The organism is Siccirubricoccus phaeus, assembly GCF_008360935.1.
Lineage (GTDB): Bacteria > Pseudomonadota > Alphaproteobacteria > Acetobacterales > Acetobacteraceae > Siccirubricoccus > Siccirubricoccus phaeus.
In genome coordinates this window covers 26,780-40,580 of record NZ_SRXO01000021.1, presented here as the reverse complement: position 1 = coordinate 40,580, position 13,801 = coordinate 26,780, and the positions used below count along the sequence as shown (strand labels likewise).

At 73.3% G+C, this 13,801-nt stretch carries 12 protein-coding genes; 10 read left to right on the top strand and 2 right to left on the bottom strand.

All coding sequences use genetic code 11. The annotated features are described in order from the left end of the window. Window positions 1-58: 58 nt before the first annotated feature. Window positions 59-1,246, top strand: a complete 1,188-nt coding sequence (locus E5N76_RS23175; RefSeq protein WP_235907842.1) for an E22 family MetX-like putative esterase — start codon at window positions 59-61, stop codon at window positions 1,244-1,246. 424 nt (window positions 1,247-1,670) lie between these two features. Here the strand turns inward: E5N76_RS23175 and E5N76_RS23170 are convergent, their stop codons facing one another. Together E5N76_RS23170 and E5N76_RS23155 are read right to left on the bottom strand one after the other, a co-directional pair. Beyond that, window positions 1,671-4,085, bottom strand: coding sequence for a glycosyltransferase family 4 protein (locus E5N76_RS23170; protein ID WP_187830340.1), 2,415 nt, complete (start codon window positions 4,083-4,085; stop codon window positions 1,671-1,673). A gap of 521 nt (window positions 4,086-4,606) precedes the next feature. Beyond that, complete coding sequence (locus E5N76_RS23155) at window positions 4,607-4,810, bottom strand: hypothetical protein (RefSeq protein ID WP_149539695.1); 204 nt, start codon at window positions 4,808-4,810, stop codon at window positions 4,607-4,609. A 161-nt stretch (window positions 4,811-4,971) separates the two neighbouring features. On the opposite strand from E5N76_RS23155, the gene E5N76_RS23150 reads away from it, so the two are divergent. The 9 genes from E5N76_RS23150 to E5N76_RS23110 all read left to right on the top strand — a co-directional run bounded on the left by E5N76_RS23150 (window position 4,972) and on the right by E5N76_RS23110 (window position 13,790). Then, a complete protein-coding gene (locus E5N76_RS23150; protein WP_149539694.1) occupies window positions 4,972-6,357 on the top strand; it encodes a glycosyltransferase family 4 protein in 1,386 nt (461 codons plus the stop codon). Beyond that, window positions 6,357-6,998, top strand: a complete 642-nt coding sequence (locus E5N76_RS23145) for a DUF4214 domain-containing protein (protein ID WP_149539693.1) — start codon at window positions 6,357-6,359, stop codon at window positions 6,996-6,998. The genes E5N76_RS23150 and E5N76_RS23145 overlap by 1 nt, the downstream gene beginning before the upstream one ends. 18 nt (window positions 6,999-7,016) lie before the next feature. Further along, complete coding sequence (locus E5N76_RS23140) at window positions 7,017-8,264, top strand: glycosyltransferase (protein ID WP_149539692.1); 1,248 nt, start codon at window positions 7,017-7,019, stop codon at window positions 8,262-8,264. Between the two features lie 284 nt (window positions 8,265-8,548). Beyond that, complete coding sequence (locus E5N76_RS23135) at window positions 8,549-8,983, top strand: response regulator (RefSeq protein ID WP_149539691.1); 435 nt, start codon at window positions 8,549-8,551, stop codon at window positions 8,981-8,983. A gap of 170 nt (window positions 8,984-9,153) precedes the next feature. Next, window positions 9,154-10,050 (top strand): S1C family serine protease, encoded by an 897-nt coding sequence (locus E5N76_RS23130; RefSeq protein ID WP_235907841.1) that lies wholly within the window; start codon window positions 9,154-9,156, stop codon window positions 10,048-10,050. 339 nt (window positions 10,051-10,389) lie between these two features. Next, on the top strand, window positions 10,390-11,976 hold the full coding sequence (locus E5N76_RS23125) for a rhodanese-like domain-containing protein (RefSeq protein ID WP_149539689.1): 1,587 nt from the start codon (window positions 10,390-10,392) through the stop codon (window positions 11,974-11,976). Beyond that, complete coding sequence (locus tag E5N76_RS23120; protein ID WP_235907840.1) at window positions 11,933-12,745, top strand: ComF family protein; 813 nt, start codon at window positions 11,933-11,935, stop codon at window positions 12,743-12,745. The genes E5N76_RS23125 and E5N76_RS23120 overlap by 44 nt, the downstream gene beginning before the upstream one ends. Before the next feature lie 215 nt (window positions 12,746-12,960). Next, the gene (gene grxC / locus E5N76_RS23115) at window positions 12,961-13,218 is read left to right on the top strand and encodes a glutaredoxin 3 (RefSeq protein ID WP_149539688.1); all 258 of its coding nucleotides are present in this window, start codon (window positions 12,961-12,963) and stop codon (window positions 13,216-13,218) included. Window positions 13,219-13,307: 89 nt separating this feature from the next. After that, on the top strand, window positions 13,308-13,790 hold the full coding sequence (locus E5N76_RS23110; protein WP_149539687.1) for a DUF1178 family protein: 483 nt from the start codon (window positions 13,308-13,310) through the stop codon (window positions 13,788-13,790). Window positions 13,791-13,801 lie beyond the last annotated feature (11 nt).

Genomic DNA, 13,801 nt, shown 5'->3' with positions numbered 1-13,801 from the left:
CCTTGCCGCGCTGCCTGGCCAGATTGTGCCGGAAAGGAAGCGCGGGGGGAGGCCAGCGATGGAGAGACGGACGATGCTCGGGGCCGGGCTGGCACTCGCCGCCGCGGCGGGGTTGGGCGCGGGGCAAGCTGCCGCCCAGGCCCCCGCCCTGGTCGAGAAGAAGGTGTTCGAGGGCGGTGCCTTCCGTACCCGCGGCGGCGCCACCATTCCCAATCTGCGCCTCGGCTACCAGACCGAAGGGCGGCTGAACGCGGCGGGGGACAATGCCGTCCTCATCTGCCACTTCTTCTCCGGCAACAGCCATGCCTGGGGCCAGGTGGCGGCCAATGGCCCGCGCGGCTGGTGGGATGCCGTCATCGGCCCGGGCAAGGCGATCGATACCGGTCGTTACTTCGTCATTGCCGTGGATACGCTGGTGAATGTGAACGTGCCGGATGCCGGCACCGTCACCACCGGCCCGGCGACGCTGAACCCGGATACCGGCCGGCCCTGGGGGATGAGCTTCCCCGTCATCGCCATGCGGGATTTCGTGGAAAGCCAGAAGAAGCTGCTGGACAGCCTCGGGGTGAAGAAGCTGGCGCTGGTGGCGGGGCCGTCCAATGGCGGGCTGCAGGCCATCGAATGGGCGGCGGCCTATCCGGATTTCTGCGCCCGGGTGATGCCGGTGATCGCCGCGGAGATCGATGCCTGGCTGCAGGGCTGGCTGAACATCTGGGCCGCGCCCATCCGGCTGGACCCGAATTGGCGGGAAGGCGAGTACTACGCCCAGGGGCGGGAGCCGCCGCTGCGCGGCCTGGCGGAGGCCTGGAAGATCGTCACCCTGCAGGCGCGGGACCGCGCCTGGGCGGCGCAGTATGACCGCAAGCCGGCGGAGGGGCAGGACCCGGCGCACCGCATCGGCGACCGCTTCGCGATCGAGAAATGGCTGGATGACGCAGCTTTGGCGCGGGCGAGGACCTCGGACGCCAATTCCTTCCTCTACATGGTGCGGGCGAACCAGCTCTTCCTGAACGAGTACCCGTCGCTGGCCGCGGCCATGGCGGGGGCGGCGGGGCGCTGGCTGGTGCTGCCCTCGCCGACCGACCGGGTCTTCCCGCTGGAAGGGGTGCGGGAATTCGTCGAGGTGCTGAAGCGGGCCGGCAAGCAGGTGGAGCTGGCGGAGGTGACGGGGCCGCTCGGGCACCTCAACGGCGTGGCGGGGATGGGGCCGCAAGGGGAGCGGATCCGGGCGTTTTTGGCCGGGTGAGGATCGGGCAGAGGGCGCTGCCCGCTGCACTCTCGCCGGCGGGGAGGCCGCGGGTTCACCCCACGGGTCTGAAACTCAGACCGGGGTCCGGGGCTGGTGTCCCGATTCCGCAGTCCTGCGGACTTCGTTCTCGGGCCACTAGAGCAGATCGCCGGAGGGCGGTATCGCCCGAAGGCGTGAATCTGCTCTACAATCTATAAGCTAGAGCGGTTTCGCGCTGCACAGTCAGCGTGAAACCGCTCTAGCCTTGGTTTTCAGTGGCCTGCCTGTCCGCTGCGTTCGCTGGAGTCCAGCGAACTTCGCGGGCAGGACACCAGGTCCTGGCCCCGGTGGGGGTTCGGGGGCAAAGCCTCCGATCCTTCTTCCTGCTTCCTGGCGTTCTGCGCTTATGGGGCAGCGCCCCCTGCAAAGGCGGAGCCCCCCGTCACGCCAGCGCCCGCAACGGCAGCGCCTTGCGTTCCAGATAGTCCAGCCGCGCCGCCAGATCGTCCTCCCGGCAGGCCATCACGCTCACCACGCCGAGGCTCACCTGGCGCTGCGGCAGGTTGCCGTCCGCCGGCACCGTCACCGCCTCGCCGGGCGCGATTTCCACCACCAGCTCCGCGGCCTGGCCGGCCACCAGCGGCAGGGCGACGAAGACCTGGCCACCCGCCGCCAGTTCCAGGGTCCGGAAGGCCCCCGGCTCGGCATCCGCGGCATGGGCGCGCAGCGCGGCGCGGGAGGCGGCGGGCGGGGCGCGCAGCTCCAGCATCACCCGCAGCCTGGTGCCCGCCAGCCCCTCGGGCAGGGGCAGGCGCAGCCGTGCCGGCCCGGAAGGGGTGGCCCAGCAGCCCCAGCGCTCCAGCCGCTCCCAGCCCGGCCCCTCGCGCACCGCATCCGCCACCGCCATGGCCGGCAGCGGGCGGCTGCCCGGCAGCAGCCGCAGCTCATGGATCTCGCCCAGGCGGAAGCCCAGCCGGGCCAAGGGCGGCGGCAGCGCCGGCAGCTCCGCCCCGGCCAGGCGCAGCAGGTCCTCGGCCAGCTCGGACCAGCGCCGCAGCCGCACCTTCTGGCGGATCGCCGCCTCCTGCGCCGCGCGGAAGCCGGGCTCGAAGATGAGCTGTTCCAGCCGGGCGACCAGCTCCGGCTCGCTCTGCGGCTGGAAATAGAGGGCGCCCTCGCCCCCTGCCTCGCGCAGCGAGGAATGGTCGGGCACCAGCGCCACCTTGCCATGCGCCAGGCTTTCGGTGACCGGCAGGCCCCAGCCCTCATAGAAGCTGTTGTAGACGGTGAAGAGGCAGTCCCGGTACAGCCCCTCCAGCACCGTATCCGGCACATGGTGCAGCAGCCGCACCTTGGCGCGCAGAATGGGGGAATTGGCGTGCAGCGCCAGCGCCGCTTCCGCCAGCCAGCCCTTCTTGCCGACGCAGACCAGCTCCGGCACCGCCTCCGCCCCGTGCTTGCGCACCAGGGTCAGCCAGGCGTTGAACAGCAGCAGGTGGTTCTTGCGGCTTTCGATGGTGCCGACGCAGAGGATGAAGGGCGGCTGCCCGGCAGCCGGGGGCGGCGCCGCGGCGGCGGCCGGCTCCGCCGCATCCAGCCGCAGCACCTGGGCGGGTAGGCTGAGGCCGGGGAGGAATTGCTCGAGCTGGGCGAGGACGTCCCTCCTTGTGCATTCCGAATTGGTCAGCACCGCATCGGCATGGAGCGCCAGGGCGGCGAACCAGCGGGCGAATTCCTCCACCAGCGGCGCGGCGCAATGCTCCGGCACCAGCAGCGGGATGCAGTCATGGATGAAGGGGATGTAGCGCAGCCCGTAGCGTGCCTTCGCCTCCCGCACCCGCCGCAGATAGTCCGGGATCCACCAGGAGGTGCCGAGATTGATCAGCCGCGCACCGGGCGGGAAGGCCAGCGGCGGGCCTTCCCGCAGCAGCAGCCGCACCTCGGCGATGGCGGAGGCCCAGTCCGGCTCGGCGATGTCGGTGCCGGTGCGGGAGAGGCTGGCGAGGCGGAGGAAGAGCGCGGCTGGCAGCGCCACCCAGAAGCCGCGCAGCGGGTCGAAGGCCGTGACCGTCGCCGGGACGGTGCCCGCCAGGGCTTCCCGGATCAGGTTGAGCTGGACCCGCTGGATGCCGGTGGGGGCGCGGTTGTGCTGGAAATAGTCGAGCAGGTCGGAGGCGTCGAACACCACCGCGCCTTCCGCCGCGGCCGGCGGCGCCTCGGCCGCTTGCGGCAGGGGGGCGGTGGCCGGTGCCGGTGTCGGGGCGACGGCCGGGGCGAAGGGCGCGGGGGCGAGGGGCGAAGGCGCGGGCGGTGACGGCGCGAAGGATGCGGGGGAGGGGGGCGGAGGAGGTGCTGCGGAGAAGGGTGCGGGTGGCGGGGCGGCATGGCTGGCCGTGGCGGGGGCGGGCGCGGCGTGGGCGGGCGTGGCGGGGGCCGGCGCCGAGGCGGCGGCTGCTGGCGGCACCGCCGCGCCGGGCGGCTCGGCCGCCATCAGCTCCTGCCGGGCCGCGGCGCTGCCGGGGTCGAGGGTCAGCGCCCTGGCATATTCCTCGAAGGCTTCCTCCAGCCGCCCCAGCAGCTTCAGGGCGTGGCCGATCTGCAGGTGCAGGTCGGAATCCTCCGGCTGCAGCCGCTCCGCCTCCCGGTACAGCAGCAGGGCGGCGCGGGGGTCGCCGGCTTCCTTCATGCAATGGCCGTACTGCACCCAGATCGGCCATTCCTCCGGCCGGAGCCGCAGGAAGCCGGCATAGGCCTGGGCCGCCTCCGCCCATTCCCGGCGGTCCCGCAAGGCGTCGGCGCGGGCCAGCAATTCCGCTGCGGCGGACCGGGTGCTGTCGGACGGGGCGTGTTGATCCATGCGGGCTTCTCCTCGCCGGCGGGCCAGGCCGGATCGGCCGGCCCGCTGTGCGGCCAGCATAGTCGCGGCGGCATCCGCTCGTGAAACCCCCGGTGGTGGACCGAAGGCCGGGTGCGCCTGCCCGGCCTTCCCCGCGGGCCGCGCCGGCCTTCGGCCACGCTGCCTGGGCTGGTGCCAGCGGTCGGGCACCGCCCGGGCCAGCGCCACCGCGGCGCTCTCGCCTTTAGGGACCGTCGCGCAAGGGTCCCGGCAGCGGATCGGTGCAGGGTTTGCGTCCAGGGCCAGGGTCGCGGCGCTGCGCCGCCGCCGCCGATGGCACCGGCAAGCCTGCCGACGCCAGGCGAATGGCGCTGGCGCATGACGCCAGGGTGGAAAAGACCCGCCAGGACCCGCCACGGACCCTTTCGCGGAGGCTCTCAGCCCCGCCCCGCCGCCGTCGGCGCCCGCTGCGTCACCACCTTCAGCCCCGCAGCCCCGCAGCCCCGCAGCCCCCGGCGCCTGCGCCGCCCCGGCCCCGCCCCTCAGTGGAAGATCAGCAGCGCCACGATCAGCAGGGGGGAGAGGAGGAGGAGCACCGCCGCCGCCCGCAGCAGCAGCACCGCCAGATCCGCCGCGCCCAGCGCCAGCGCCTGGCGCAGCGCCCCCGGGGCAGCACGCAGGTCCAGCCCCTCGCCAGGGGTGCGTTCCGGGATCAGCTTCTCTGGGGAGTATGCCACATCCGTCATCCGCATCTCTCGCGCGATAAAGCGCCAGCAGCCTTCGCCCCGCAAGCGATATCGGTGCGGCCGGGCCCCGAGGAAAGAGGACTTGCGCACCACCCTGTTCACGTGGCGGTGTGAAGCCGGGCGGCAGCATGCCGCCGGCTGGTTGCTGGAGACTGAACGGCATGGGTGCCCCGACGCGGCCCAGACTCTTCCTCGACGGCTATAATCTGGCGCTCGACCAGGGCACCGGCGTGGCCACCTATGCGCGCAACCTCAGCTTCGCCCTCGGCCGGCTGGGCGCCGAGGTGGGGGTGCTCTACGGCACCCGCGCCTCGCCGTCTCGCGATCCCTTGATCCGGGAGATCGCCTTCTTCGACGAAAGGGTGGGCGAGGCGCCACAATGGCTGCAGGCCATCCGCCGCGGCTACCGGCTGGTCGGCGCCCCGGGCGGCGAGGTCGCCAACCGGGTGCCGGTCACCGGCCAGGTCATCGCCACCACCTTCCGCGACCGCCTGCCGCATTACGACGAGATCTGGAACGCGCGGGAGGTGTTCCAGCAGGCACAGGCGCATTTCCGCGTGCTGCAGCGGCTGCTCCCGGTGCATATGCGCGGCGGCCGCCGGCCGGAGCTGATGCACTGGACCTACCCGATCCCGATCACCATGCCCGGCACCCGCAACATCTACACCATGCACGACCTGGTGCCGCTGCGCCTGCCCTACACCACCCTCGACAACAAGCGGCGCTATTTCCGCCTCAACCGCCTGCTCGGCCGCAGCGCGGCGCATATCGTCACGGTCTCGGAGGCCTCGAAGCGGGACATCGTCAACCTGCTCGGCATTCCGGAGGAGCGGGTGACCAACACCTACCAGGCGGTGGACATCCCGCGGCGCTTCCGCGAGGTGCCGATGCCTGCCGTCGCCGCCGAGATCGAGGGCAGCTTCGGCCTGACGGCCGGCCGCTACTGGCTGTTCTTCGGCGCCATCGAGCCGAAGAAGAATGTCGGCCGGCTGATCCAGGCCTATCTCGCGGCCAATGTCGCGGATCCGCTGGTCATCGTCGGCAAGAAGGCCTGGAAGTCGGAGCAGGAGCTCCGGCTGATGTTCGACGACCATATCCGCACCATGGTGCTGGAAGGCGGCACGCTGCGCACGCGGCGCAAGATCATCCTGCTGGACTACGCCCCTTTCCGCCTGCTGGTGAACCTGATCCGCGGCGCCCGCGGCGTGCTCTTCCCCTCGCTCTACGAGGGGTTCGGCCTGCCGGCGCTGGAATCCATGCTGCTCGGCACCCCGGTCATCACCTCCAACTCCGCCTCCATGCCGGAGGTCGTCGGGGATGCGGCGCTGCAGGTGGACCCCTACGACATCTCCGGCCTCGTCCAGGCCATCCAGGCGCTGGACGGCGATGCCGAGCTGCGCGCCCGGCTGGCCGAGGCCGGGCCGCGCCGCGCCGCCCTGTTCAGCCCGGAGCGCTACGACGAGCGGCTCCGCGCCCTCTACGGCAGGCTCGGCATGAAGCTGGCGCCCCCGGCCCCGGCCGAGGCGCCGCGCCTGGCGGCCGAGTGATGGCCGCCCCCCGCCGCCGCTTCGAGGCCGGGGACCTGCTCTTCGGGGAAGACCATGATTTCGTGGTCACCCTCTATGTCGCCCTGCTGCGGCGCTGGCCGGATCCGGGGGGCTACGCGCATTACCACGGGCTGATCGCGGACCGGCCGGAGCGCCGCCCCGATGCGCTGCGGGAAATGCTGGAGTCCGAGGAGGCGAAGCGCGTCGCCGCGCCCATCCACCTGCCGCCCGGCCCGATCCTGCCGACCGACCCGCTCGCCGCGCTGCAGGCGGTGCTGGCGATCCGCAGCGAATTCCTCGCCGAGCAGCTCCTCGAGCTGCGCGAGGCGCTGGCGGTGCAGGACGGCGCCGGCCTCGGCGGGCTGGGCGCCGAGGTGATCGAGGCCCGGGACGCCGCGCTGCGCCAGGAGCTGGCCCTGCTGCGGCGGGAGGTGGGCGAGCGGCTGGAGGGCGTCGCCGGGCTGCTGCGCGGCGCCGGCGCCTCGGAAAGCGCGCTGGCCACCGCCGAGGAACGCGCCGCCGCCGCCCTGGCGCCGCTGCTGGCCGGCTATGTCGGGGATCTGCTGGCCGCCAGCCAGCTGCAGATGGAGGCGCGGCTGCGCGCCCTGGAGGCCCGCATCCTTGCCCTGGAAGCCCGCTGAGCCGGGGCGGCGACGGGGATGAGCGCCGCATCGCCCGACCTCGTCGTCTTCACCCCGTTGCCGCCGGCGCGTTCCGGCATCGCCGCCTACAGCGCGGAGCTGCTGCCGCTGCTGGCGGCGCATCTGCGCCTCGCCGTGGTGGTGGCGCGGCTGGCGGACAAGGTGGCGCTGCCCGGCTGCGAGGTGCTGGCGGAGATGGAGTACCGCGCCCGGCCCGGCCTCGCCGCCCGGCCGCATCTCTTCCAGCTCGGCAATTCCATGGACCATGCGCATGTCTACCGGGCGGCGCTGCGGAGCCCTGGCATCCTGGTGCTGCATGACCCGGTACTGCATCACCTGGTCGAGGCGCTGACCCTCGGCCGCGGCGACTGGGCCGGGTATGAGCAGGCGCTGGCGGCGGAGTACGGCGAGGCAGGGCGGCGCCTGGCCCGGCGCCGGCGGCAGGGGCTGTTCGACCCGGCGCAGCGCTTCCTGCTGCCGCTGAACGGGGCGGTGCTGGACCGGGCGCGCGGCGTGCTGGTGCACAGCCGCTTCGCCGCCGGCCGCGTCACCCGGATCGGCGGGCCGGAGGTGCGGGTGGTGCCGCACCACCTTTCGCCGCTGGTCGCGGCGGCGGCAGGGCTGGGCAAGGCGGAGGCCCGTGCCCGCTGCCACCTGCCGCCGGACCGGCCGGTGCTGCTCTCGCTCGGCCATGCGACGCCGGCCAAGCGCATCGACCTGGTGCTGGAGGCGGTGGCGCGGCTGCGCGATGCCGGCTCGCCCCTGCTGCATGTGATCGCCGGGGCGGTGGAGGCGGGGTTCGACCTGGAAGGGATGGTCGCCCGGCTCGGCCTCGGCGACCGGGTACGGATCACCGGCTGGCTGGGGGAGGCGGAATTCCTCGCCTATGCCCGGGCGGCCGATCTGCTGGTCAATCTCCGCTGGCCGCTGGCCGGGGAGAGTTCCGGCGCGCTGGTCCGGGCGCTCGGCCTCGGCCTGCCGGCGCTGGTCGATGCCGCCGGGCCGCTCGGCGAATATCCGGATGCGGTGGTGGCCAAATTCCCGCCAGGGCCGGATCCGGCGCCGCGGCTCGCCACGGCGATCGCCGGGCTGCTGGCCGCGCCGGCGGCGCTGGCGGCGCGCGGCGCGGCGGCGGCGGCGCATTTGCGCGTGGCGGCGGACCCCGCCCTTTCGGTCGCCGCCTATCTGCGGGCGGTGCGGGATTGGGGCGAGAGCAGCTTCGCGCCGGCCGGAAGCGGCCTGCGCGAAGCCGTGCCGGAACCGTGAGGCCCGGAGCAGCTTGTCCTGATCCGGGGCAGCGCCGATTCGCGCATCGGGCCGGAGACCGTTCCGGCCGGGATGGGCTAGGCTGCCGTGGCTTTTCTGTTGCGGGGCGTGGCGCCGACTGGCTTGCCGCAGGGGTTGTTTTTTGCTGCTTTGCGGCCGGGTCGATGCTGAAACGGGTCCCTCGATGCCGCAGAATTCAAGCGGGTTTGATCCCCGCTCGCCCGCGTGAGCGCTAGAGCATCCATGGGTCCTCGCGAGGCGGGACCACGGAAGGCAAAGCGGTCATGACGGAGCAAGTTGGGCCGCCATTACGGGTCCTGGTGGCGGAAGACGAAGCCCTGGCGGCGATGGTGCTGGAAGACGTGCTGACCGAGGCCGGCCACCGGCCGGTGCTGGCCCCGGATGGCGAGGCCGCCCTGCGCCTGGCGCGGGAAAGCCGCTTCGACCTGCTGCTGACCGACCTCGCCATGCCGCGCATGACCGGGTGGCAATTGATCGCCACGCTGCGCGAGGAGCAGCCGGACCTGCCCCTGGTGGTGATGACCGGCTACCTGCCGCCCGGCGGGCGGGAGCTGCTGTTCCAGAATCCCCGGCCGCCCCGCGCCCTGCTGCAGAAGCCCTTCGAGATCGGCCAGTTGCTCGCGGTGCTGGACGGTCTGCGGCCACGCGCCGAGGGGCGGCCGCTGCGGCCCGCCCTGGCCCGGCGGGCGGCGCATTGAGGGGCCCGGCGCTGCCGCCCTTCCGCAGGAACTTCGCGCCTTCACGGTTTTCGCCCTCCTGCTGCCAGGCTGGCGTCCCCATCTGGGTGACGCTTCCGGAGCCGTTCCGGTTGACCACCACCCCCACCCGCCGGCAGGGTTCCATGATGCGAGCCTGGATTGTCCCTTTCATGCTGTCCGCCCTGGTGGCGGCGCCCGCCTGCGGGCAGAAGCCGCCGCCGCTTGGCGCCGAGCCCTCGCCCAACGCGCCGGGGGGCAAGCCTTCCTTCAGCAATCCGCCGCTGCGCGGCACGCCGCCCGGCCCCGGCGCCACCCCTGCCCCTGCCCCTGCCCCTGCCCCTGCACCGGCGCCGGGCGCCAGCCTGGCCGGCAAGCCGCCGCCCCTGCCGCCGGGCAGCGATCCCTTCGGCGGCGGGGGCGGCGGCGGCGGGCGCCGCCCGGTCTCCTCCGGCACCGGCTTCGTCGTGGCGCCGGGGCGGCTGCTGACCAACCACCATGTCGCCAATGGCTGCAGCGAGATGCGCGTCCGCCCCGCCGCCGGCGGGCAGGAGCTGGTGGCGACCGTCGCCGCCACGGATGAGCAGCGCGACCTGGCGCTGCTGAATGTCCGCGGCAATGCCGGCCCGCCGCTCGCCTTCCGCAGCGGGCCGGAGATGCGGCGGGGCGAGGGGGTGGTGACCTATGGCTTCCCGCTGGCCGGGCTGCTTTCCTCCGGCCCCACCCTGACCACCGGGGAGGTCTCGGCCCTGGCCGGGCTGCGCGACAATGCGCGGCAATACCAGATCAGCGCGCCGGTGCAGCCGGGCAATTCGGGCGGGCCGCTGCTGGATATGCAGGGGCATGTGGTGGGGGTGGTGGTGTCCAAGCTGAATGCCCAGCGCATCGCGCAGAGCACCGGCGACATTCCGCAGAACGTCAATTTCGCGGTGAAGGGCGGCGAGGCGGTGGAGTTCCTCCGCCGCAACGGGGTGGAGCCGCGCGTCGCCCAGAGCGGCGCGGCCCGCACCGCTGCCGAGGTTGGCGAGGTGGCGCATCCTTCCACCGTCTTCCTGCGCTGCATGCGCTGATAGTCCCCGCGACGTCGCTGCCCGCCTTCGCAGGGGCCCCGGGTTTCGCCCCGGGCGGGCGCTGCGCGCCGCCATGGGGCCCTTTCAGGCCGGATGACCGGCGCCCCGCACAGCCTGCCGCGGCGAAGCCGCGGCAGGGCGACGGGCGGCGCGGGCTCGGGCGCGGCGCGGGGCGCCCGGCCCTGGTGGGCGCCGTGGCCGCGGGCTAGAGCAGATCGCCGGAGGGCGGCATCGCCCGGAGGCGTGAATCTGCTCTACCATCCATAAGCTAGAGCGGTTTCGCGCTGCACAGTCAGCGTGAAACCGCTCTAGCCTCCGCGCAACGGAGGAGCCCACCACATGCGCAGCATCGACGCGCCGACCCTGAAAGGCTGGATCCATGACGGCCAGGAACTCGCCATCCTGGATGCGCGGGAGGTCGGGGAATTCGGCCGCGCCCATCTCTTCTGGGCCAATCCCTGCCCGCTCTCCCAGGCGGAGCTGCGGGCCCGGGCCATCCTGCCGTGCCGCACTGTCCGCATCGCCTGCGTGGATGGCGGCGAGGGTGGGCTGGCCGCCCGCCTCGCCGCCTGGCTGGAGAGCGTGGGCTATACCGACGTCTCGGTGCTGGAGGGCGGCACGCCTTCCTGGGAAGCGGCGGGCTATGTCCTCTTCTCCGGCGTGAACGTCCCCTCCAAGGCCTTCGGGGAATGGGTGGAGCACCACTACCACACCCCTTCCATCGATCCGGCCGAGCTGGACGCCCTGCGCGCCGGCGGCACCGACATGGTCATCCTGGACAGCCGGCCCATGGAGGAATTCCGCCGCATGTCCATCCCCGGCGCCACCTGCGTGCCGGGGGGCGAGCTGGTCTACCGCATCGGCGAGCTGGCGCCGGACCCGGCCACCACCATCGTGGTGAATTGCGCCGGCCGCACCCGCTCCATCATGGGCGCCGAATCCCTGCGCTCGGCGGGCGTGCCGAACAAGGTGGTGGCGCTGCGCAACGGTACCATGGGGTGGGAGCTGGCGGGCTTCGCCTGCGACCGCGGCAGGACCCTCAGCTACCCCGAAGGCACCCCCGCCAGCCTGCCCCTGGCGCTGCAACGCGCCCAGGCCTTCGCCGCCCGGCACGGGGTGAAACCGCTGGACCGCGCCGGCCTCGCCGCCCTGCTGGCGGAGCCGGACCGCACCACCCTGGTGCTGGATGTGCGCGACCCCGCGGAATATGCCGCCGGCCATCTGCCCGGCAGCCGCAACGCGCCGGGCGGGCAGCTCGTCCAGGCCACTGACCAATGGGTGGCGGTGCGCGGCGCCCGGATCGTGCTGGTGGACGATACCGGCGTGCGCGCCCGCATGGCCGGGGGCTGGCTGCGCCAGCTCGGCCAGTGGGAGGTCTTCGTCCTGGAAGGCGGGCTGCAGGGGAAGCTGGAAACCGGCAGCAAGGCGCCGGATTGCCCGGAGGCCGCGGCGGTGGAGGCCCCCGCCATCTCCCCCGCCGCCCTGGCCGCGGCGCTGGAGGCGGGCGGGACCAGGGTGGTGCAGCTCACCCGCTCGCTTGATTTCCGCGAGGCGGCGATCCCCGGCGCCCTCTGGGGCGTGCGCACCCGCCTGGCCGCCCTGGCCCCGGCGCTTTCCGGCGCGAAGCAGGTGGTGGTGGCCGCCGCCGACCCAGCCCTGGCCCGCCTGACGGTGCCGGAGCTGCGCGGGCTGACCGCCGCCCCGGTGCTGCTGCTGGAAGGCGGCATGGCCGCCTGGAAAGCCGCCGGCCTGCCGCTTGCCGCCGATCGCCGCAACCCGGAGGATGCCGCCTGCATCGACACCTATCTGCGCCCCTACGACCGCAACGAAGGGGTGGAGGCGGCGATGCGCGAATACCTCTCCTGGGAGATCGACCTGGTGCATGAGGTCGCCCGCGACGGCGATGCCCGCTTCGGCACCGCTTGACGGGCTGCGCCGCCTCGGGCGGCGTCTGGGCGGCGGCGCACTGGACCTGCTGCTGCCGCCGCGTTGCCTCACCTGCGACGCGCCGGTGCAGCTGCAGGGCACGCTCTGCGCCGCCTGCTTCGGCGGGCTGTCCTTCATCGGCGCGCCCTGCTGCGCCTGCTGCGGCGTGCCCTTTCCGCATGCCGGCCATGGCGTGCCGGGGCCGCAGGGGCCGCTCTGCGAGGTCTGCGCCGCCACGCCCCGTGCCTTCGCCCAGGCCAGGGCGGCGCTGCGCTACGATGCCGGCGCGCAGAAGCTGATCCTGCCCTTCAAGCATGCCGATCGGACGGAGCTGGCGAGGCCTCTGGCCCTGCACATGGCACGGGCCGGGGCGGCGCTGCTGGCGCGGGCGGAGCTGCTGGCGCCGGTGCCGCTGCATTGGCGACGGCTTTTCGCCCGGCGCTACAATCAGGCGGCGCTGCTGGCCGGGCTGCTCGCCGGACGGGCCGGCAAGCCGCATCTGCCGGATCTGCTGCGGCGCCGGCGTGCCACTCCGCCGCTCGGCGATCTCGGCGCCGCGGCGCGGGTGGCGGTGCTGGAGGATGCCTTCCTGGCGCCGGCGCGCCTGGCACGGCGCATCGAGGGGCGGCGGGTGCTGCTGGTGGATGACGTGATGACCTCCGGCGCCACGGCGGACGCCTGCGCCCGGGCGCTGCTGGCGGCGGGCGCCGCGGCGGTGGACGTGCTGACGGCGGCAAGGGTGCCGGACCCGCGGCTTGAAAGGTCTTGAGAGGGGCGTCGCGCCGTAAGGCGCGCCTTACGGCGCGACCCCTCTCAAACTCTCCCCGCCAAGGGCCGGAGGGCCCTTGGAACCCTTGAGTTTGGCGTCTCGACCGACGGGTCCGGGACGCATGGTTTCCGAAGGCCCTTCGGCCTTTGGCAGGGTGGGTCCGGGAGGGGCGCCGCCGCCTTGATTCGCCCGCAAAAGCCCCCAAGCTATTCCCCATGCCGAAGATCGAGATCTACACCCAGCCCTTCTGCCCCTATTGCGAGCGCGCCGTAGCGCTGCTGACCCGCAAGGGCGTGCCCTTCGAGGAGGTGGACGCCCCGCACGGTACCCAGGCCCGCAAGGACGCCATCGCCCGCTCCGGCGGCCGCACCACCGTGCCGCAGATCTTCATCGATGGCCGCTCCATCGGCGGCTCCGACGACCTGATGGCGCTGGAGCGGGCCGGCAAGCTGGACGCGCTTCTGACCGGCTGATCGCGCGTTTTGGCACTCCCCGTTCGGGAGTGCTACCACTACACTCCGATGACGCCCCGGCACTTCCCGCCGGGCCGAGGATGTTCGGGATGATCCACTACGACCTCCGTTGCGCTTCCGGGCATGAATTCGACGGCTGGTTCAAGGACAGCGCCGCCTATGAGAAGCAGGCCAAGGCCGGCTTCGTGCAATGCCCGGTCTGCGGCGGGACCGAGGTGGCGAAGCAGTTGATGGCCCCGGCCATTCCGAAGAAGGGCAAGAGCCGCCCGAAGCTGCCCGTGCCCGCCGAGGCGCCGCCCCCTGCCGCCCCGCCCGCCGAGGCCCGCAGCCAGGCGGCCGCCGGCCCCGTGCCCGCCCAGGTGATGGCGCTGCTGCAGCGCATGCGGGCCGAGGTGGAGAAGCATTGCGACTATGTCGGCCAGGATTTCGCCGAGGAAGCGCGCAAGATCCACCGCGGCGAAAGCGATTCCCGCGGCATCTATGGCGAGACCAGCGACGCCGAGGCCGAGGCGCTGCGCGAGGAAGGCATCGAGGTCGCCCGCCTCCCCTGGGTGCCGCGCGCCGATGGCTGAGTCGAACACTC